This is a genomic window from Bradyrhizobium sp. LTSPM299 (assembly GCF_000938235.1).
In the GTDB taxonomy this organism is placed as follows: Bacteria; Pseudomonadota; Alphaproteobacteria; order Rhizobiales; family Xanthobacteraceae; genus Bradyrhizobium.
Window position 1 is genome coordinate 37,019 of record NZ_JYMU01000008.1, and the last position, 20,178, is coordinate 57,196.

Annotated in this window: 16 protein-coding genes; 4 read left to right on the top strand and 12 right to left on the bottom strand. The window is 63.6% G+C overall.

Going from position 1 to position 20,178, the window contains the following annotated elements; genetic code table 11:
* Positions 1-51: 51 nt before the first annotated feature.
* The 8 genes from UP10_RS06465 to UP10_RS06505 all read right to left on the bottom strand — a co-directional run bounded on the left by UP10_RS06465 (position 52) and on the right by UP10_RS06505 (position 11,769).
* Positions 52-1,278: an SMP-30/gluconolactonase/LRE family protein gene (locus UP10_RS06465; RefSeq protein ID WP_044586544.1), complete on the bottom strand. Its 1,227-nt coding sequence runs from the start codon at positions 1,276-1,278 to the stop codon at positions 52-54.
* Between the two features lie 253 nt (positions 1,279-1,531).
* Positions 1,532-2,155: a flavin reductase family protein gene (locus UP10_RS06470; RefSeq protein ID WP_044586545.1), complete on the bottom strand. Its 624-nt coding sequence runs from the start codon at positions 2,153-2,155 to the stop codon at positions 1,532-1,534.
* Between the two features lie 158 nt (positions 2,156-2,313).
* Positions 2,314-2,922, bottom strand: coding sequence for a TetR/AcrR family transcriptional regulator (locus tag UP10_RS06475; protein WP_044540537.1), 609 nt, complete (start codon positions 2,920-2,922; stop codon positions 2,314-2,316).
* Between the two features lie 21 nt (positions 2,923-2,943).
* Positions 2,944-6,084: an efflux RND transporter permease subunit gene (locus UP10_RS06480; protein ID WP_044586546.1), complete on the bottom strand. Its 3,141-nt coding sequence runs from the start codon at positions 6,082-6,084 to the stop codon at positions 2,944-2,946.
* A gap of 45 nt (positions 6,085-6,129) precedes the next feature.
* Positions 6,130-7,236 (bottom strand): efflux RND transporter periplasmic adaptor subunit, encoded by a 1,107-nt coding sequence (locus UP10_RS06485; RefSeq protein ID WP_044586547.1) that lies wholly within the window; start codon positions 7,234-7,236, stop codon positions 6,130-6,132.
* A gap of 235 nt (positions 7,237-7,471) precedes the next feature.
* Positions 7,472-8,797, bottom strand: a complete 1,326-nt coding sequence (locus tag UP10_RS06490) for an MFS transporter (protein WP_044586548.1) — start codon at positions 8,795-8,797, stop codon at positions 7,472-7,474.
* Between the two features lie 260 nt (positions 8,798-9,057).
* Positions 9,058-10,221 carry a winged helix-turn-helix domain-containing protein gene (locus UP10_RS06500; protein WP_044586550.1) on the bottom strand — a complete coding sequence of 388 codons (1,164 nt, stop codon included), beginning with the start codon at positions 10,219-10,221 and terminating at the stop codon, positions 9,058-9,060.
* Between the two features lie 132 nt (positions 10,222-10,353).
* Entirely contained in the window at positions 10,354-11,769 is a 1,416-nt protein-coding gene (locus tag UP10_RS06505; RefSeq protein WP_044586551.1) for a caspase family protein, read from the bottom strand.
* Between the two features lie 350 nt (positions 11,770-12,119).
* Here UP10_RS06505 and UP10_RS06510 point away from each other — a divergent pair, with 350 nt between their 5' ends.
* Both UP10_RS06510 and UP10_RS06515 read left to right on the top strand, forming a co-directional pair.
* Positions 12,120-12,752 (top strand): OmpA family protein, encoded by a 633-nt coding sequence (locus UP10_RS06510; RefSeq protein ID WP_156179686.1) that lies wholly within the window; start codon positions 12,120-12,122, stop codon positions 12,750-12,752.
* A 121-nt stretch (positions 12,753-12,873) separates the two neighbouring features.
* Positions 12,874-13,227: a hypothetical protein gene (locus UP10_RS06515; protein ID WP_044586553.1), complete on the top strand. Its 354-nt coding sequence runs from the start codon at positions 12,874-12,876 to the stop codon at positions 13,225-13,227.
* A gap of 12 nt (positions 13,228-13,239) precedes the next feature.
* Here UP10_RS06515 and UP10_RS06520 read toward each other — a convergent pair whose 3' ends face one another.
* Positions 13,240-14,544, bottom strand: a complete 1,305-nt coding sequence (locus UP10_RS06520) for a phospholipid carrier-dependent glycosyltransferase (RefSeq protein WP_044586554.1) — start codon at positions 14,542-14,544, stop codon at positions 13,240-13,242.
* 240 nt (positions 14,545-14,784) lie between these two features.
* On the opposite strand from UP10_RS06520, the gene UP10_RS06525 reads away from it, so the two are divergent.
* On the top strand, positions 14,785-15,498 hold the full coding sequence (locus tag UP10_RS06525) for a FecR family protein (RefSeq protein WP_044586555.1): 714 nt from the start codon (positions 14,785-14,787) through the stop codon (positions 15,496-15,498).
* A 23-nt stretch (positions 15,499-15,521) separates the two neighbouring features.
* Here the strand turns inward: UP10_RS06525 and UP10_RS42520 are convergent, their stop codons facing one another.
* Positions 15,522-17,030 (bottom strand): DUF6065 family protein, encoded by a 1,509-nt coding sequence (locus UP10_RS42520; protein ID WP_063775365.1) that lies wholly within the window; start codon positions 17,028-17,030, stop codon positions 15,522-15,524.
* A gap of 107 nt (positions 17,031-17,137) precedes the next feature.
* Here UP10_RS42520 and UP10_RS06535 point away from each other — a divergent pair, with 107 nt between their 5' ends.
* Positions 17,138-18,340 carry a hypothetical protein gene (locus tag UP10_RS06535; protein ID WP_502692170.1) on the top strand — a complete coding sequence of 401 codons (1,203 nt, stop codon included), beginning with the start codon at positions 17,138-17,140 and terminating at the stop codon, positions 18,338-18,340.
* A gap of 28 nt (positions 18,341-18,368) precedes the next feature.
* Here the strand turns inward: UP10_RS06535 and UP10_RS06540 are convergent, their stop codons facing one another.
* Together UP10_RS06540 and UP10_RS06545 are read right to left on the bottom strand one after the other, a co-directional pair.
* Complete coding sequence (locus tag UP10_RS06540) at positions 18,369-18,800, bottom strand: VOC family protein (protein WP_044540549.1); 432 nt, start codon at positions 18,798-18,800, stop codon at positions 18,369-18,371.
* A gap of 167 nt (positions 18,801-18,967) precedes the next feature.
* A complete protein-coding gene (locus UP10_RS06545; RefSeq protein WP_050043577.1) occupies positions 18,968-19,996 on the bottom strand; it encodes an alpha/beta hydrolase in 1,029 nt (342 codons plus the stop codon).
* Positions 19,997-20,178 lie beyond the last annotated feature (182 nt).

Consider the following 20,178-nt stretch of genomic DNA (forward strand, 5'->3'; position numbering starts at 1 on the left):
GGTAGCCCGGGATGGCGCCGGCGGGTCGCGCCGGCGCCATGTTTCGGATAGCTAGGCCAGCCCCGCCCCCTGGGTCGCGGTGTAGACCGCGTAGAGCGACTGGCTTGCGGCCATGAACAGGCGATTGCGCTTGGGGCCGCCGAAGGTGATGTTGCCGCAGACCTCCGGCAGCCGGATACGCCCAAGCAGCTTGCCCTCCGGCGACCACACCGTCACACCGTTATAACCAACGGCGCGCCCGGCATTGCTCGAGCACCAGACATTGCCGTTGACGTCGCAGCGGATGCCGTCCGGTCCGCACTTCACGCCGTCGATCGTGAAATCGCTGAACCGCTTGCCGTTGGTGGGCTTGTTGTCGGCGCCGACATCGAACACGAACACGTCGCCCTTGCCGCCCGGACCGGTGTCGCCGGGCCCCTTGCCGGTCGAGACGACGTAGAGCTTCTTGTAGTCGGGCGAGAAGCAGATGCCGTTCGGATCGGGCACCTGATCCTCGCTCACCACGAGATCGATGCGGCCCGACGGATCGATGCGGTAGCAGTTGGTCGGCAATTCACGCTTGAACGGCGTGAAGCCCGCCGGCTGGCCGATCCGGGGATTGAGCTTGCCGGCCGGATTGCTCGAGCCGCCCGCGGCGTCGGGCTCGCCCTCGTAGAGCTGGCCGCCATAAGGCGGATCGGTGAACCAGTAGCTGCCGTCGGGATGCGCGACGATGTCGTTCGGCGAGTTCAGCTTCTTGCCGTTGTAGGCGTCCGCGAGCACGGTCGCGGAGCCGTCGTTCTCGTAGCGCGTCACGCGGCGGGTGAGATGCTCACAGGACAGCTGGCGGCCCTGGAAGTCGAACGAGTTGCCGTTGCTGTAGTTTGAGGGCGTGCGGAACACACTGACATGGCCGTCATCCTCGGACCAGCGCATCTGCCGGTTGTTCGGGATGTCGCTCCACAGCAGATAGCGGCCCTGCGAGCTCCAGGCCGGGCCTTCGGCCCATAACACGCCGGTGTAGAGGCGCGTGATCGAGGTGTTCGGCTGCGCAAGATCGTTAAAGGCCGGATCGACCGCGATGACGTCAGGGTCCCAGAAATAGGTGGTCGGCGCGCCCCGCGGGCTGAAATCGCGCGGCGGGCTGGTGATCGTCGTCGGCGGCCCGACCGGCGCGGGGGCATTCTGGGCCAGCGCACTGCCGATGCCGGTTGCACTCGCCGCCGTGATCGCAAGGCCCTGGACAAGGGTTCGTCGTGAAACCGCGGCCGTTGGATCGCGCCGCTCGTGACGTGTCATCGCATCCTCCCACTGTATTGGCCGGCCGTTGATCCGGCCTGGCAACCAGAGGTTAGTCTGCTCTTTGCCCGGTTGCGAGTGACCGTTTCATGGCAACGGGTAGACGAGTTCGCGATGCTGCAGCGCCCTCTTCCGTCATTGCGAGGAGCGTAGCGACGAAGCAATCCATCTATCCCACACGCGGAGGGGTGGATTGCTTCGCTCGCAATGACGGCTTGATATTTCCCTGCCCGGCTTTCCCCGCCGGACCGGATTAGTCCGGCCGAATCATCTCGAACATGTTTTCCGGCTTGATCTCAAAATAGTCGCCGCGGCGGCCGGCGCGGACGATCGGGTGGGCGAGCCCGGTCTGGTAGACGCCGTCCTTGATGAAGGCCTTGTCGATATGGACGGCGACGACCTCGCCGAGCGTCAGCCAGGCCTCGGCCTTTTTGCCGTCGGCGCCCTGCAGCTGGATGATCTGGCTCACCTTGCATTCGAAGGCGACCGGGCTTTCGGCGACGCGCGGCACGTTGACGAGCTTGCCCGGCTCGGCCGTCAGCCCCGCCAGCTTGAACTCGTCGACGTCGCGCGCGACATGCGCCGCGGTCGCGTTCATGTGCTTGGCGAGGTCCATGGTCGTCAGATTCCAGACGAACTCGCCGGTCTCCTGGATATTGGCGACGCTGTCCTTCCAGTTGGTCGAGGAGAAGCCGATGATCGGCGGCACGTAACAGAAGGCGTTGAAGAAGCTGTAGGGCGCGAGGTTGACGTTGCCCTTGGGGTCGCGCGAGGAAATCCAGCCGATCGGACGCGGCGCGATGATGGCGTTGAACGGATCGTGCTTGAGGCCGTGGCCGTTCTTCGGCTCGTAGAAATGCAGGTCTTTCGCGGTCACGGAGCGCTCTCTCTGATCGGACGCGGCAAACAATCACCGGCGTCATTCCGGGATGGTCCGAAGGACCAGACCCGGAATCTCAAGATTCCGGGTTCGATGCTACGCATCGACCCGGAATGACGGGAGAGTCAACTGACGAATGCGTCAGTCAAGTTTGGTCAATTCACCTTGGCGCGCGGCGACAGTCCCGCGATCACAAAATCGATCATCTCGTCGATCGAGGGACCCGGCTTGGTCGCGCATTGGGCGATCATCTGCGGGTGGAAGAAGCGCATCATGGCGGTGCAGGCACACATTGCGGCGAGTTGCAGATCCCTGACCTCGAATTCGCCCGACGCGGCGCCTTGCGCGATGACCTGGCCGATGGTTGCGGCGATCAGCTCCATATGCGCGGTGCAGACCTCCCAGTCTTCCTGCATCGCGATTTCGACCATCTCGTGCAACTTGGAGTCGCCGACATAGCGCTCCGTGTTCATGCGGTTGATGGTTGTCATCATGTCGCGCAAACGCGTCGCAGCCGGCCCCTCAGACCTTGCGATGCGCTGCGCCTCGATCTCGACCTCGCCCATCAGGCCGCGCGCCACGCTTTCGTGGATCGCCTTCTTCGATTCGAAGAAGCGGTACACGTTGGCGGGGCTCATGCGCAGTTCCTTGGCGATGTCGGCCACCGTGGTCTTCTGGTAGCCGATCTGCCGGAACAGACGCTCCGCCACCACGACAATACGCTCGCGGGTGTCAGGTTCGACGTGTTCCGAAATCACTGTCATGCTGGTCTACTCAATGTTCATTTATTCGGCCGCCTCAGCAAGGGGAAATGCGAGCTCTCCCTCGGCTGCATGCTGCGGCGCGGTATCGGTTTGCTCGCTGGGTCCGCTTTCCTCGAGGGTCTTGCGGAACCAGAGGGCGTAAAGACCCGGCAGATACAGCAAGGTCAGGAAGGTCGCAACAAACAAACCGCCCATGATGGTGATCGCCATCGGCCCCCAGAACGCCGAGCGCGACAGCGGGATCATGGCCAGGATGGCCGCAAGCGCCGTCAGCACCACCGGCCGGGCACGCCGGACAGTGGCTTCCACGATCGCCTCGCGCCGCGTCAGTCCGTGCGAGACATCGGTCTCGATCTGATCGACCAGGATCACCGCGTTGCGCATGATCATGCCGGCCAGCGCGATCAGGCCGAGCAGCGCCACGAAGCCGAACGGCTGGTTGGCGACGTTGAGTCCGAGCGAGGCGCCGACGATGCCGAGCGGCGCGGTCAGGAACACCAGCAACAGGCGGGAGAAGCTCTGCAGCTGGATCATCAACAGCGTCAGCATCACCATCACCATGACGGGGAAGAGGACGAAGATCGACGCATTGCCCTTGGCGGATTCCTCGAACGCCCCGCCCGGCTCGATCCGGTACGCTGGCTCGAGATGATCCTGGATCTCCTTCAGCTTCGGCGCGATCTGGGTGGTGACATCGGGTGCCTGCACGCCGTCGACGACGTCGGAGCGCACGGTGATCGCCATGTCGCGGTTGCGCCGCCACAGGATCGGCTCCTCATGCGCATATTCGATCTTGGCGATCTGCTGCAGCGGCACCGCCACGCCGTTGCGCGTTGTGATCGTGAGATCGCCGACACGGCCAAGATCGAGCCGCTCGGACGGCACGGCACGGGCGACCACGCCAACCTTCTCGATGCCGTCGCGGATGGTGGTGACCGGCGCACCCGAGATCAGCATGGCCAGCGCCTGCGAGACATCCTGCGGGGTCAGGCCGAGCGCGCGGGCGCGGTCCTGATCGACGACCAGCTTCAGGTAGGGCGACTGCTCGTTCCAGTCGAGCTGGACGTCCTTGACGTTCGGATTCTGGCGCATCACCTCGCGCACCTGATAGGCGATGTCGCGCACCTTGTTGGCATCGGGCCCGATCACGCGGAACTGGACCGGGAAGCCGACCGGCGGCCCGAAGTTGAAGCGATCGACCCGCACCCGCGCCTCATTGAGCGCGCCGTCGGCGACGGCCTGCTCGAGCTTCGCCTTGATGCGCTCACGCGCATCGACGTTCTTTGAGAGGATGACGATCTCGGCAAAGGCCTCGTTCGGCAGTTGCGGGTTGAGGCCGAGCCAGAAACGCGGCGAGCCCTGGCCGACATAGGACGTATAGGTCGCGATATCCTGGTCGTCCTTGAGCAGCGCCTCCGCCTTCTTGACGGCCTTCTCGGTGACGTTGAAGGCGGTGCCCTCGGGCAGGCGGAGTTGCAGGAATAGCTCGGGCCGCTCCGACAGCGGGAAGAACTGCTGCTGGACATGGCCGAACCCGACGATCGAGGCAACGAAAATGCCGACGGTCGCCACCACCACCTTGATGCGGTGCTCGACGCACCATTGAACAATGCTGCGCAGGCCCCGGTACATCCGCGTCTCGTAGACCGCGTGCGGATCGTGGTTGGCATGGACCTTGATGTTCGGCAGCAGCTTGACGCCGATATAGGGCGTGAAGATCACCGCGACGAACCAGGAGGCGACCAGTGCGATCGCCACGATCCAGAAGATGCTGCCGGCATATTCGCCGACCGCCGAATTGGCAAAGCCGATGGGGAGGAAGCCAGCGGCTGTGACCAGCGTTCCCGTGAGCATCGGAAACGCAGTGGATTCCCAGGCAAAGGACGCCGCACGAAAGCGGTCCCAGCCCTGTTCCATTTTCACCACCATCATCTCGACCGCAATGATGGCGTCGTCGACGAGAAGGCCGAGCGCGATGATCAAGGCGCCCAGCGTGATGCGATGCAGGTCGAGCGACATTGCGTTCATCACGATGAAGACGATGCCGAGCACCAGCGGCACCGAGAGCGCCACCACGATGCCGGTGCGCCACCCGAGCGCGACAAAGGAGACGAACAGCACGATCGCGAGCGCTTCGACAAAGGAGTGCATGAACTCGCCGACGGCATGCTCGACCACCTGGGGCTGGTCGGCGATCTGCTTGACCTCGATGCCCTGTGGCACGGCTTTCATGAATTCGGCGGTGGCCTTCTCGACGTCCTTGCCGAGCTCGAGGATGTTGGCACCCTTGGCGGTGACGACGCCGATACCGAGCGCCGGCTTGCCTTCCTGGCGCACGACGAAGCTCGGCGGGTCGACATAGCCGTGGGTGACAGTGGCGATGTCGCCGAGGCGGAACACGCGGCCGTTGCTCTCGACCGGCGTTTCGGCCACCGCCTTGACGCCATCGAGCGCGCCAGTGACGCGGAGCGGCACCCGCTGCGACGAGGTTTCGACCGTGCCGGCCGGCGTCACGTTGTTCTGCTTGGCCAGCGAATCGAACAGCGCCTGCGGCGTGATACCCAGCGTGGCAAGCTTGGCATGCGAGAATTCGACGAAGATGCGCTGGTCCTGGATGCCGTAGAGGTCGACCTTGGTCACCCCCGGTACCTTCAGCATGCGCTGGCGAAAACCTTCGGCGGCGGTCTTGAGCTGGGCGTAATCGGCGCCCTCGCCGGTCATCATGTAGAGGATCGAATCGACGTCGGAGAATTCGTCGTTGACGACGGGGCCGAGGATGCCGGCCGGCAGGTCGCCCTGCACGTCGACCAGCTTCTTGCGCAGGAGGTAGAAGAGATAGGGTACGTCCTTCGGCGGCGTCGAATCGCGGAAGGTGACCTGCATCGCCGTGAAGCCCGGCTTGGAATAGGTCTGCACCTTCTCGAAGAACGGCAGCTCCTGCAGCTTCTTCTCGATCGGGTCGGCGACCTGCATCTGCATTTCCTGCGAGGTCGCACCCGGCCACATCACCGAGACGTTCACCACCTTCACGGTGAAGAACGGATCTTCGGCGCGGCCGAGCTTCTGATAGGAGAAGTAGCCCGCGGCGGCGAGCACGACCATCAGGAACAGCACCAGCGTCTGATGGCTGACCGCCCAAGCCGACAGATTGAAGCGCTTCATGTCACTCTCCAAATCGGAAAATCGTTTTCGCCGTGATTGCGATGATCAGAACGCCAGTGACGAGACGACCCGCACCTTCTGGCTCGGATCGAGCTTCTGCACGCCGAGCGCGACCACCTTGGCGCCGTCGTCGACACCGCCTGATATGATGACGCAATTGCTGTCGTAGGACTTCACCTTGACCGGCTTCAGCGCGATCTCGCCCTTGTCGTCGACGATGTAGAGCGAGGGATCGCCGCCCTGGCTGTATAGTGCCGACAGCGGCAGCTTCGCCACCCGTTCGGTCGCGCCATCGGCCAGCGTCAGCGTCGCGGTCATGCCGAGCGAGACGTCGTCGCCAACGTCGGGCAGCGAGAATTTTGCGAGATAGGTGCGGGTTGCGGGATCGGCAGACGGTGCAACCTCACGCAGCTTCGCGGCATAGGTCCTCTTGGCGTCCGACCACAGCGTGACCGTGGCAACGCCCGACTTGGCGCGAGCAAGAAGCGTCTCGGGGATCGCGACGACCGCCTCCTTCTCGCCAAGTCGGGCGACACGGATCGAGGCCTGGCCCGCGGCAACCACCTGGCCGGGCTCGATCATGGTCGCTGTGACGACACCACGGGTGTCGGCCGCCAGCGTTGCGTATGACAGGGAGTTCCTGGTCAGCTCGACCGAGCGCTCGGCACGGTTGAGCCGCGCGCGGGCCTCGTCACCGGCCGCCTTGGCGGAATCGAGCGCCGCGTCGGTGGCCCAGCCCTTGGCTTTCAAATCCTTGGCGCGCTGCTCGGCGGCGGCCGCCTGCGCCAGCACGCCGGTGGCGGCGCGGAACTCGGCATCGGCCTGCTCGGCCTGCAGCCTCAGATCGATCTCGTCGAGGGTGGCCAAGGGCTGGTCGATATCGACTGTCTGCCCGACCTCGACCAGCCGCTTGGCCACCTTGCCGGCAACCCGAAAGCCCATGTCGGCTTCGATCCGGGGCTTGATCGTGCCAACAAAACTGCGCTCAGGGGTCTCGGCTTCGTAATGGACGGTCGCCACCAGCACGGGGCGTCCCGGATCGGCCTTTTCGGCCGCCTTTTCGTTGCAGCCGGTCAGCGCGAGCACCGCAAATGCCAGTAACGCTCCAGTCAACAGCCTGGAATAGCTGGACAAAACGGAATGGACGAACATCGGACAATCTCCATCGGCTGACGACTGATGAAGAGTATCAATTGATCACTGATAAATGTCAATATTCGTCAGTGAACACCAATTCGTGAGCTTGGCCATGATTAGCGGGGCGTTGAACAGGGGTTTTGGGAAATGGCGTAGCCCGGATGAAGCGCAGCGAAATCCGGGACAGCACACTCAGCGGCGAGAAATATCCCGGATTGCGCTTCGCTGCATCCGGGCTACCCATCAGAAGCTACTTTGCCCCCGCGAACTCCGTCTTCGTCTCATGCCCGCCGAGGCAGGCGAGCAGGCCGGCTGCGAGCGGCAGCAGCGCCAGCACCAGCAGGCCCGTCGACGTACTGCCGGTGGATTCCTTGACCCAGCCGATCAGATAGGGCCCGCCGAAGCCGGCGAGGTTGCCGATCGAGTTGATTAGCGCGATGGCGCCGGCGGCGGCGGTGCCGGAGAGCCAGGCGGTCGGCAGCGTCCAGAATACCGCGAACGTACAGAACACGCCGATCGCGGCCACCGTCAGCACGATCATGGTCAGGATGGGATCGCTGATGTAGCTGGAGACGCCGAGCGCCAGCGCGGTGAGCAGCAGCGGACCGCCGACGTGAAGCACGCGCTCGCGTGTCGCGTCCGAATGGCGCGCCCACAGGATCATCGCGATGGTGCCGAACAGATAGGGGATCGCAGTGACGAAGCCGGTCTGCACGTTGGTGAGGCCGAACGCCTTGACGATCTGCGGCAGCCAGAACTGCATGCCATAGAGCGCGGCGACGAAGCCGAAATAGATCGCGCTGAGCGCGAGCACCTTGGGCGAGGTCAGCGCCTCGCCGAGCGAGACGTGCTTCACCGCCTGCTTGGCGGCAACCTCGGCATCGAGCTTCGACTTCAGCCACGCCTTCTGCTCGGCCGAGAGCCAGTCGGCCTTCTCAGGGCTGTCGGTGAGATAGAACCAGGTGACGATGCCGAGCAGCACCGAGGGCACGCCCTCGATCACGAACAGCCACTGCCAGCCCTTCAACCCCATCGCGCCGTCGAGCCCGAGCAGCATGCCCGAGATCGGCGCGCCGATCACGGTCGAGACCGGAACGGCGAGCGCGAATGCGGCAAGGAAGCGGGCGCGATATTGGGCCGGGTACCAATAGGTGAGATAGAGGATTATGCCGGGGAAGAAGCCGGCCTCCGCCACGCCGAGCAGGAAGCGCACCGCGTAGAAGCTCCGCTCGTCATAAACCGTCGCCATCAGCGCCGAGAGGATGCCCCAGCTCACCATGATGCGGGCGATCCAGCGGCTGGCGCCGAACTTCTCCAGCGCCAGATTGCTCGGCACCTCGAAGATGAAATAGCCGATGAAGAAGATGCCGGCACCAAAGGAAAACACCAGCGGCGAGAACTTCAGCTCGGCGTTCATGGTCAGCGCCGCGAAGCCGAGATTGACGCGGTCGAGATAGGAGAAGAAGTAGGCCAGGATCAGGAACGGGATCAGCCGCCAGGAAATCGCGCGGATGGTTGATGTTTCGATCTCGCTGCGCGCGGCGCTATTCGGCGCGATGGTCGCGGTCTGGCTCATGTGTTTCCCCCGGGTCTTGCTTGTCTTGACGATTATTGGGTGCGAGCGCATTGAGCAATGGCAAAAACTCATAGCCCACAGCGTGGAACGGGAGCCTGGGCGGAATGATCGGCTGCGCCACCTCCGTCATTGCGAGCCAACGGGTCGGCGCAAAGCGCCGCCCGATGACAGGCTCCGCGAAGCAATCCATAGCGCCGCAGGTGGAGAGATGGATTGCTTCGTCGCTTCGCTCCTCGCAATGACGGGGGAGAGACTCAGGCTCACTCCGCCAACTGAAACCGCTCGAACCGATCCAGTTCGTCCTCGATGCGGCGCTTCAGCTCCTTGCGCGCGGCCTGCTTCTTGCCCGGCCCGACCCAGCTCCATTTCTGCATCAGGAGCTTTTTGTTCTGCCGGTCGGTCTTCAGGTCGAGGGCGGCGACGATCTCGTCGCCGACCAGCACCGGCAGCGCGAAATAGCCGAACAGGCGCTTCTGCTTCGGCACATAGGCCTCGAAGCGATGGCCGTAGCCGAAAATCAACTCGGTGCGCTTGCGCTGGATGATCAGGGGATCGAACGGCGAGAGGATGTGGACGAGATCAGGATCGCCCTCAGCGGCCGGCTCCAGCACGTCGGGCCGCGCCCAATGCTCCTGCTTGCCGGCGCCTTCGAGCGCAAGCGGCACCAGCTCCTTGCGGCGAACACGCGCGTCGATCAAGCGGCGCACCGCCTTCTTGCTCGGCGCGTCGAGATGGCAGATCGAGTCCAGACTGACGATTCCTTGCGAGCGCAGCGCACGGTCGAGCAGGTAGGCGATGAACCCGGATGCCGACGCCGGCTTCGGCGGCTTGTCCCAGCCAAAATGCCTGATCATCAGCTCGTAGGTCTTCAGCATGCCGGTGCGCTCGCTGACCGTGGCCACGCCGCCATAGAAGGCGAGCTGCAGCGCGCGCTTCGACGGCTTGCGGCTCTGCCAGAGATGCTCCTTCTCGGTCAGCACGTCGTCGTCGATGTCGCGGATGGTGAGCGGACCGGCGCGCAGCAGCCGCATCACCTTGCGCGTATCTGATGGCGTGACCGACGAGAACCATTTGTGGCCCTCGCGCTTGTGCGCCTTCATTGCCGGCAGGAAGAAGCCGATGTCCTTGGAGGGAATGTAGGACAGCGCATGCGTCCAGTATTCGAACACGCTCTTGTCCGCGCTCTGCGCCTGCTTGAGGTCGGCGCGGCGGTAATTCGGGATCCGGGAAAACAGGATGTGGTGGTGGCAGCGCTCGATCACGTTGATGGTGTCGATCTGCACGTAGCCGAGATGGTCGACGGCGGCGGCGACGGCTGCCGCCCCTTCGCCGAATGGCGCCTTTGCATCGAGCCGCTGCGCGCGCAGCCAGATGCGGCGGGCAGAGGCATCGCTCAGGGCAAGGGGTTCGGTCGGGCGGGGCATTTGGGAGCAATGTAGCTAGATTCGTGCGGTTTTGCAGAGCGGTCCGGCGGATATCAGCCACACATCAGCGTCATCAACGAAGAAGGCGGCCCCATGAGGCCGCCTTTGATGTCGAAATTCGGATTACTAACCTCAGTGGCGGAACAGTCCACCCATCATGCCGCCGAAGAAGGCGCCCGGGCCACCGCCACCGCCATGATGATAGTGACGGCTGCCGCCACCGCCGCCGCCATGGCGACGCGACGGACGGGGCTCGTCGTCGGACTCGTCGCTGGAGGCGGACGCGACGCGGCTCGCGAGGATCTCGGTCTGCAGCGCCTTGTGCTGCAGCGCGTTGAGATAGCCGCTCTTCGGATAGCCCCGGGCCGCCTGCCAGCGGGTGATCACGCCGCGGGTCGCATCGTCGAACTTGCCGGAGACCTTGACGTCGAAGCCGAGGCCGGTGAGGCGGCGCTGCACGTCGCGACGCTGGTTGCGATCGAGCCCAAGCTGATCCTCGGTCATCTGGCTTGCTTCCTCGTTGAAGGTCGCAGGATCGGTGCCGGTGCCGGTGGTGAGGTTACGCGTCGTGGTCGACGGGCCGTCCTGCAGCGAAGCGATACGGGCGAGCGCGATCGGCTTGAAGGTGCCGTTCGGATACTTGGTCAGGTAAGCGTTGAGCTCTTCGACCTTGTTGGTGTCCTTGATCGAGCGCCAGAATTCGAGCTCGACCTCGGAGCCGGTCCCGGACGAAGCCGCAGCTTCGGTCGTCGCGGTTTCGGACGAGGCCGCCGCCGCCGTCGGGTTGAGATAGACGGTGCCGATCAAATTGGTGTGGCCCCAAGGCAGCTGGCCCTTGTTGGTCTCCTCGTTGACCTGGGCGCGGACCTTGGTCATGGCCTGCTGGATCTCGACGCCAGGGGTCGCAATGTTGGCGAGCAGCGCGCGGGTGAACGGGCTGTTGGTGCCGTTCTCGCCGTCGAGCGCGGTCTGGCCGGGGCCGGTCGCAAATGCGATCAGGGTGCCCTCGCCCGACTTCATCTCGGCAAGGCCGGTCTCCACGCTGACGCTGCGGGTCGCCTTGGCCGAACGGATCTTGGCGGCAAACGGGTTGTCGCGGCAGGCATCGAGCAGCACCAGCTTGACCTTGGCATCGCTCATGGTCTGCTCGAGCGTGAGATCGACGTTGATCGCCGCACCAAGCTTGACGTCCATTTCGGATTTGAGGTCGGCGTCAACAGGCAGCAGATAGTTGATGCCGTTCACCGCGATGCCGTGGCCGGCATAGAAGAACAGCGCGACGTCGGCGCCCTCCGCCTTCTTGCCGAAGTCCAGCAGCTTCTCCGTCATCTTGTCGCGGGTCAGGTTCGATCCCTCGACAACCTCGAAGCCGACATTGCGCAGCAGCTTGGCCATCGCCTTTGCATCGGCCACCGGGTTGGGCAACTGGGCCACGTTCTTGTAGGCGCCGTTGCCGACCACGAAGGCCACCCGCTTGTCGGCGAGCGCCGCATCTGTGCCGACCAGAAATCCCGCCAGTGATAGAGCTGCAATCAAAAGCCGCCGCATGATCCACTCTCCCCTTGCGTGACCTCGGGGCGTGCTGCCCGGGAGGTCCTCATCCGATGGGTGCAATGTGATCCGGCGCACAATTCTCTACCGTGATACAGATCACACAGGGAAATGGGACGCTCGAACCCGATTCAACGACGGTGCGACGCGCCGCTGGTGCGCAGCTCTGGGGACGGAATTCCAGAAAGTGCCCCTCGCCCGTCCTCGCCGTCGCAGCGATGGCGGAACGGCACGGGAATCTCAACGTGACCTAGATCACATTCAGGGCTTTGAACCGGTTCTACTGTCCCGGCATCAAATTGACAGCAAGCCAAGGTTGGCTGGCGTCACAGTCGAGGATGAACACCATGACCCGCTCTCTCTCCCTGTCTCTTCTGACGATCGGCGCCGTGCTGTCGATGACGGCGGGCCTCGCACTGGCTGGTGACGACACCGTCCCCGCCGCCCAGATCCTGAACGCATTGAAGCCGAAACCGGTCACTCGCGGCCTGTCGGCCGGCCCGCAGGTCGACCCGGCCATATCGGTCAAGGAATCGAGCTTCCTCAACACGGTCCGCAACCGGCAGACCCGGTCGCTGTCGCTCGGTGAGCGCCAGGAGATCGCCGAGATCGCCTCGAACAAGCCGAAGATCGATCTGGAGATTCACTTCGACTACAATTCGGCTGACATCAGCAAGGAGTCGAACCAGGCCGTGCAGGAGCTCGGCAAGGCGCTGTCCGACGCCAGCCTGAAGGGCTCGACCTTCGTCGTCGCCGGCCACACCGATGCGGTCGGCGGCGAAACCTATAACCAGGGTCTGTCGGAGCGCCGCGCCGACACCATCAAGAAATACCTGGTCCAGCGCTACGGCCTGAACGGCTCCAACCTGGTGACCGTCGGCTACGGCAAGGACAGGCCGAAGGACCCGAACGCGCCGATGGACCCGGCGAACCGCCGCGTGCAGGTTGTCAACATGGACACCAAGACGGCGTCGCAATAGCCTCCCCGTTTTCGATCCGCCTGTCGGCAACGCCAGGCGGATGGCTCAATTTCAAAAGTCCATTTCCACCGACCGCGACGGCTGAGCAGCCACGGCGAATTGCCCCTGGGGGAATCTCGACATGAAGAAGCAACTGACGGGCATTGCCATTGCGGCACTGCTGACCTTCGGCTTGTCGCTCGCGCATGCCGAAGACGCCCCCACGCCAAAGGACGCAGCGGCACCGGCGGCGGCAGCGCCCGCGGTGCCGGCGCAAGGCGAGACGCCGGCAAGCGTGCCGCGTCCGTCGATCACACCGAAGGCCGCGGAGGCATCACCGCAGCCGGCTGCGGCCGAACCGGCGCCGCGCCGCCATCGCCGTTACGCCCATCGCCACTACCGGCACTTCGCCTATTGGGAGCCGTTCCCGATCTATTTGCCGAGTTTCCACCGGCACCACATCTCCTGGAGCCGGATCTCTTGGTTCGGCTTCTGAGATCGCAGCGTCTCAGATCCAGCTCTGGAACAGCATCAGCCGGTTGAACGTCGCCATCGACGTCTCGATGAACGCCGCCGTGATTGGCAGCATCGCGACGAAGCCCGCGCCGCCGACCGCGACGAACGCCCATAGCAGCCAGCGTGGCGCGCCCTTGCGCGTCAATGCATAGACCAGCACAAGGCTCGCCGTGGTCGCAGCCGGCAGATAATAATAGATGAAGCCGAGCGTGCGCGGCAGCAACGCCCAGGCGAGATACGGGCCGAGGTAGAACGCAAGCACCAGGAACGCATCGCGCTTGCGCGCGACGATCCAGTCGCGGAGCGCCACCGTGAGCGCGATCAGCGCGGGCCACAGGATCAGCGGATTGCCGAGAAACACCACCGCCGCGATCCGGCCGTCGTCGACCTTTTCGAACAGATACCAGACCGGCCGCACCAGGAACGGCCAGGACGGCCATGTGCTCGAATAGGGATGACCGGCGATCGCAGTCGTGGTGTTGTCGGCAAAGATGCGGCGCTGCGCCTCCATGAGGTCGGAGAACGAGAGGCCGTACAGCGGCACAAAAGTCGCGAGATAGACGACCGCCGGAATCAGCATGAAGCAGCCGACGACGTGATGGACGCGGAGATCCGGCCATTGATCCGGCCGGTACCAGTCCTCATCATTGCCGTCGGCAAAGCGCGTGCGCCAGCTCTGCATCAGACGGATCAATGCGACGATCGCAATACAGGTCGCGAGCACGAACAGCCCGCTCCATTTGCAGCCCATCGACAAGCCGACGGCAAACCCCGCCAGCGCAAAGGCGAGCTGCGGTCGGCTCTGCCTGAAACCATGGATGAAGGCCGCGATCGCAAACAGGCTGAAGGCAAGCGCGAAAATATCCAGCATCGCGATCCGCGACTGGACAAATAGCATCTGATTGAAGAACGCCAGCAGCACAGCTGCGATCGCGCGCTCCTGCGATGCGAACAGCGCCAGCGCACAGAGATAAACGCCGACCAGCGCGAACGCACCGAACAGCGTCGCAGGATAACGCCATCCCAGCGGCCCGTCGCCGAACGCCTTGATCGAGAGCGCAATGATCTCCTTGGCGAGCGGCGGATGCATCGGGTTGAGGATCGGCCCCTCAATCGCCGGCAACAGCAGCTGCCGCGCCGCCGGCACGTAATGCACCTCGTCGAAATAGAGCTTGTCCGGCGTGGCGATTCCGAGCAGCAGCACGACCTGAGCCGCGACGAAGATCGCGGCAGCGATAATCGCTGTACGCGCGGCCGGACGCCGCAGAACAGAAGGGGATTCGGATACGGTTTTCACGGATCGAATGTGATGCGACCGAGGCGAGTGTGAGCGATGTGTGAGGTACGTCGAACTTGTCTGACGTGATGTACGTGACGAGTGTGATCGGAAGTCACTTTCATGTCCATCACGTTGAACGCATCTCGAATTCACCGACACTAACCATCCGAGTCAACTCAGCGCTGCTTGTGATAAAATTACAACATCAGATGCGTGCGCGATCCGGTACGATGTCGGGACAGGTCGATCGGTTTTGAAATGAATTCGCCTCGCAGCTTTCTCTCAATTCTTTCATTCGGTTTTGTAGTCGCGCTGACGGCAACTCCCGTTCAGGCGCAGACCCGCGTCGGCGAAGCCGCCGTCGTCAAGAATGAAGTCGTTCGTGTCGCCGCCTCATCGACAACGCAGATCAACGTCGGCGATGCGCTGCTGCGCGACGAGACCGTTCGCACCGGCGCCGACAGCGCGACGCGGCTGGTGATGGCCGACAGCACCAACCTCTCGCTCGGGCCGGGCTCGACGCTCAAGCTCGACCGCACCGTGTTCGACGACGAACATCATTATCGCGATGTCGCGATCCGGCTGACGTCGGGTGCGTTCCGTTTCGTCACCGGCCATTCGGACAAGGCCGCCTACAAGATCACGACGCCGCTTGCGACCATCGGCGTTCGCGGCACCATCATCGACACGCTGTCGCAGCGGGGCAAGAGCACCATTGTCCTGCAGGAGGGTGCTGCGACCGTCTGCACCACGAACTTCCAGTGCGTCGAGCTGACCAAGCCCGGCGACACCGCGATCATCACCTCGACCGGCGGCCGCATCACGATCCAGAAAGCCAACAACCCGCTCTGGACGTTTGCCGCGACCTGCAGCCAGACGGCAGGACTATGCACGGTCACCCAATATGCCGACGCGACGCCGGTGACGCCGCCGGTCGACGACGATCCCACCGGCATGCTGTGCGGACGATGAGCATGTCCTCAGGCACGCACCGATCAGGGGACCGGAAAGCTTCTGCCAGCGTCGTTCGGCCAGCGGAAATTCGTGTAGGTGACGGTGACGCTGAAATCGATCGAGCGAACCTGATGCCACCACGCCACCGGCATGAAAAGCATCTCGCCGGGCATCAGCGTCACTTCGGTGAAGTTTGCGTCGGCGAGCTGCGGGAAACGCGACAGCGGCAGCGTAGGATCCTCGATATCCGCGATCTCGCTGAAGACGTGCTGATGGTTGTAGAGCTTGCCGACCTCCGCGGCCGGCAGCACCAGCAAGCGACTGCGTCCCACCACCTGCGCGATCAGATTGTTGGTGAGATTGTAGCGCAGCGAGGTCAGGCTCCCCGCCGGCCCGATCCATATCGTGCCGTTGGGATGCTCGCCGTCGCGGGTCAGGAATTTGTCCGGAAATCCCATGTCCGGGTGCAGCGCCGACATTGCTTCGACATTGCCGACGGCACGCTTGAGATAGGTCGGCGTCCATTTCGCCAGCGCGGGCCAGGCGGACATTTCACCGGTCAGGATGACGGGGCGATTGGCTGCATAGTAACGATCGAGGAATTCGTCGCTGCTCAGCGCCGCGCGCCTTTCGATATCCTGATATTGCGGCGACAGCGTGCGCAGCCGCTCCAGCGTGTCCAGCAGCCACTCGCGCTTGCGCAGGTCGAGCCTGGATTGAGATTGCGGCGTATTCTGCTGCGCGGCCTGGTTCGGCGCGGCGGACCCTACGCTGGAGACCGTCGCAACCGGCGACTCCGACAGATCGGGAACGGCCGAAACATCGAACGGCTTGAGTCGCAGCCGCGTGCGATGGTCCGCGACCTGCTCTTTCCCGCTCATATCGACGCCACGGTAGTAATGCTTCTGCCACCTGTCGGCGGGAGCCGGCGGCGGCTGATCGGCCATTTGCAACACGAAGCTGTCGCGTCCCCTGCTCCATTCCTGAAAGCGGTTGAGCAGATCCGGCTCGGCATCGATCGGCGCCATTACGGGCTCGACGTCGTCGAACAGCGCGCGCTGAACCGGAAAGAAGAAGCAGATCGGTTCGCCGGCTTCGAAATGAATCCAGTGGTTCGGACGGGTAAAGCGCCAGTTCATGGTGAAGGTGAACGGCGACCAATCGGTTTCGACGATTCCGGTCAGCGGATGAATCCCGTCCTTCGGACGGTTCGGCGAACCGCCGACCCACAAATTCCATCCCGAAGGCGTGCGAAAGATGCCGGGAATGTGGAATGTGAGGATACCCTGCCCGAACAGGGACGTCGCATGGCTCGCGACAGATCCATCTGCTTGCGCCCTGATCGTAACAGCGCCGGTGTCGGTCTCTCCGTTCCAGCAGGCATCGAAGGCGCAGGGATTGAGCAACTCCCAGCCATGCGCGTTGGCGGTATTCAGGGGCAGACAGCGATAGGCGAACGATTCCGGCGTTCGGTCCATCCAGTCGCGCAGCGCAGGCGCCGGGCGGATCAGCGGTCGCCAGCCAGGATGCAAATAGCAGATCAGATCCATTGGATCTCGCACAAGATTGAAAACCTGAGTGGACAAATGTCCATGCGAGGAGGCTTCAAACAGTTTAGCCAGCCAGTGAGGCGACCGTGAGCGTTCGACGACCCTTTATGCGGGATGGATCGCAGCCTTCGCAAGCGCGTTCTGCTGGATTTGGTCGACGCCTTGGCCAGGCGCTTGCCATCACGTTGGTGGCGACGTCGACGCTTGCGGTAACTCCCGCACGGGCCCAGGAAGCGCCGCTGACACCTACGCCAACTCCGACACCCACGCCAACGCCTACCCCGACCCCCACTCCAACGCCGACACCTACTCCGACACCAACCCCCACGCCAACGCCTACGCCCACGCCCACGCCCACGCCTACTCCAACCCCGACGCCTACGCCCACTCCGACACCCACACCGACGCCAATCACCGGCGCGCCATCGAGCGGCGGCTCGATCAATGGCCTGGCCGACCAGCGTTTCAACCAGATGATCACCAACCGTGTGCTCGGCTCGGTGCTGCTCGGCGTCAACGAACAGGTCAATTGCGACGACTGCATCAGTGCGTTCGGTTCAGCCGGCTCGTTCTCGGCCGGCATCCACGGCCGCAAGACCCTCACGCCGAACCTGTCGCTGCTTGCCGGCATCGCCTACACGCAGTACGGCGAGGGCGGCTACAACATCACCAGCGCACCGATCGGCGCCTTCGCGCTGCGCTATGACTTCGTCGATTGGGGCTCGTCGCGGCCGTTCTTCGACATCGGCACGATTCTCTCGCCGTTCGAAAAGGTGCGCTACACCCGCAGCTACACGACAAGCCTCGGACCGGTGTCGGTCACCGGCGAGACAACGAGCGAGAACTACGGCGTCTACGGCCGCGCGGGCTGGATCAGCCGCCTGTCGCCGCGTGACGAGGTCGCGGCCTCGGTCGAAGTCTGGCAGTTGTGGCAGCGGGTCAAGGGCTACAGCGATGCCACCGTCGTGTTCAATCCGTTCAATGCGTCGATCGCCGACGGCACCGATCGCACCAATTTGGTCAAGGTCGGCGGCCAGTGGACGCATCTGTTCGGATCGAACATCGAAGCCAATATCAATGGCGGCTGGGTGCAATCCTTCGCCACCCATTCCGGCATCGTCGCCACCGTCACCGGCGACGGGACCATCGTGCCGACGATCGGCAACCAGGGCTGGTTCGAATACGGCGGCCGGGTCGGCTTCCGCATCAACAAGGGCTGGGTCGCCGACCTCTTCCTCAACGGCACCGCCGGCCCGCAGCCGGTCGGCAACACCATCCATGGCGGCGTGGGATTGCGGTTCAGCTATTAAGCAAACTGTCATGCCCCGCTTAATGCGATCAGGCGTCCGCCGCAGCGGACTGCGCCTTGGTCGCGGCTTCGACGTCCATCCACATCATTTCCCAGATGTGACCATCGGGATCCTCGAAGCTGCGGCCATACATGAAGCCATAATCCTGCTTCGGCGACGGATCGGCGGTGCCGCCGGCGCCCCTGGCCTTGCTCACGGTGTCGTCGACCGCGTCACGGCTATCGGCGGAGAGGCAGATCAGCACTTCGCTCGTGGTCTTGGCGTCGGAGATTGTCTTGGGCGTGAACTGCCGGAATTTGTCGTGGGTCAAAAGCATGGTGTGGATGGTCTCTGATATCACCATGCAGGAGGCGGTGTCGTCGGAGAATTGCGGATTTTTGGTCGCGCCGATCGCCTCGTAGAAGGCGGTGGCACGGGCGAGATTGCTGACCGGCAGATTGATGAAGACCAGTTTGGACATCAAGGCGCTCCTTTTTTGCGGGTTGTGCCCCGAGAACGAACTGGGTGGGGGACTTCCGACATCGGCTGCCAAAAATTTTCAGATGTCATTCCGGGGCGATGCATAGCATCGAACCCGGAATCTCGAGGTTCCGGGTTCGTGCTTCGCACGCCCCGGAACGACATCGCTTAAGTGACGACCGGTGCCGGCATGGTCAGGAAGGCCCGTGTCACATGCCAGAACAGTTCGCGGTTGATCGCAAGCGCCACCGAATGTGCGGTGCCGGGCAAGATGATAAATTGGCGGTCGCCGTTCGGCAGCTTGTTGAAGAACTCCTCGAGATCTGGAACGGCGGCAATGCCGTCATATTCGCCGCGCACCAGCAGCACCGGCGCCAGCACCTTCTCCGGATGCACCACCGGCAGGTTGGCGGTCATATCGAGATAGGTGCCGGTCGGAATCTGGTCGCCGAACTGCATCTCGACATCGGCCAGCACCTCCATCACCGCAGGATCCGACGTGCCTGGTTTATCGCGGGTCGCGATCGAGCGGATCATGTCACGGTCGCGCTTGCGCATGTTGTGGCTGCGATAATAGGCGAGTTGCTCGGCGCGCTTCGCCAATGTCGGCGAGCCCTCGCCCTTGTAGGTAAAGGCCGCGAACACCAGCCGGTCGATTCGATCAGGGGCCGCCATTGCGTAGGCGCCCGCGCGCAGCGCGCCGGAGGATTCGCCGACGAAGTGATATTTCGTCTGCCCGGTCTCGCGGGCGATCACGTCCACGGCGGCCTTCAAATCCTCGACGCCGCTCGCGATGTCCGCATTGCCTGACGTGCGGCCTGACTTCCCGTAATTCTCATGATCCATGGTCCAGCAATCGAAGCCAAAGCGCGCGAAGGCGTTGAGCAGCGAATATTCGCCCTTGCCGGGCACCGTGAGGTCGAAGGCCCTTGAGGTCACCGACGAGCCGTGGACAAAGAACACGACCGGCCGCGCCGGCTCGCCCGGCTTCGGCGCGCCGACCCGCTTGCGAAACATCCACAGCGGAACGTCGCCCTTCTTCGCCCAATACTCGCTGCTCCAGATCTCGCCTTCGGCTGGGATCGCCGTTGCGGCCTGCGCCGGCGCCCCGAGCACACTGGCCGCCGTTGCAACGCCAATGCCCTTGATGACGGTGCGTCGCAAATGGTCGGGGCGCGGATCGTCGAAATGGGTCATGCCTGGTCTCCCCTGCGGCTCGGATTCTTCGTCCGGTGCGATCGAGCATAGCAGCGCCTGCGTAAGGCTGCGAGTGAACGCGCAACGCCGGCGTTTTACGACCGCAGATCCAGTGCACGATTTTGTGAACACGGTCGCCGGCGTTCCGCACGGACGACGGATTGAGTTGAGCTTAGTCTCCC

Coding starts and splice junctions, on each gene's coding strand:
- UP10_RS06465 (WP_044586544.1), bottom strand. CDS start 1,278: ATGACACGTCACGAGCGGCGCGATCCAACGGCCGCGGTTTCACGACGA.
- UP10_RS06475 (WP_044540537.1), bottom strand. CDS start 2,922: ATGACAGTGATTTCGGAACACGTCGAACCTGACACCCGCGAGCGTATT.
- UP10_RS06480 (WP_044586546.1), bottom strand. CDS start 6,084: ATGAAGCGCTTCAATCTGTCGGCTTGGGCGGTCAGCCATCAGACGCTG.
- UP10_RS06485 (WP_044586547.1), bottom strand. CDS start 7,236: ATGTTCGTCCATTCCGTTTTGTCCAGCTATTCCAGGCTGTTGACTGGA.
- UP10_RS06490 (WP_044586548.1), bottom strand. CDS start 8,797: ATGAGCCAGACCGCGACCATCGCGCCGAATAGCGCCGCGCGCAGCGAG.
- UP10_RS06500 (WP_044586550.1), bottom strand. CDS start 10,221: ATGCCCCGCCCGACCGAACCCCTTGCCCTGAGCGATGCCTCTGCCCGC.
- UP10_RS06505 (WP_044586551.1), bottom strand. CDS start 11,769: ATGCGGCGGCTTTTGATTGCAGCTCTATCACTGGCGGGATTTCTGGTC.
- UP10_RS06510 (WP_156179686.1), top strand. CDS start 12,120: ATGACCCGCTCTCTCTCCCTGTCTCTTCTGACGATCGGCGCCGTGCTG.
- UP10_RS06515 (WP_044586553.1), top strand. CDS start 12,874: ATGAAGAAGCAACTGACGGGCATTGCCATTGCGGCACTGCTGACCTTC.
- UP10_RS06525 (WP_044586555.1), top strand. CDS start 14,785: ATGAATTCGCCTCGCAGCTTTCTCTCAATTCTTTCATTCGGTTTTGTA.
- UP10_RS42520 (WP_063775365.1), bottom strand. CDS start 17,030: ATGGATCTGATCTGCTATTTGCATCCTGGCTGGCGACCGCTGATCCGC.
- UP10_RS06535 (WP_502692170.1), top strand. CDS start 17,138: ATGCGGGATGGATCGCAGCCTTCGCAAGCGCGTTCTGCTGGATTTGGT.
- UP10_RS06540 (WP_044540549.1), bottom strand. CDS start 18,800: ATGTCCAAACTGGTCTTCATCAATCTGCCGGTCAGCAATCTCGCCCGT.
- UP10_RS06545 (WP_050043577.1), bottom strand. CDS start 19,996: ATGACCCATTTCGACGATCCGCGCCCCGACCATTTGCGACGCACCGTC.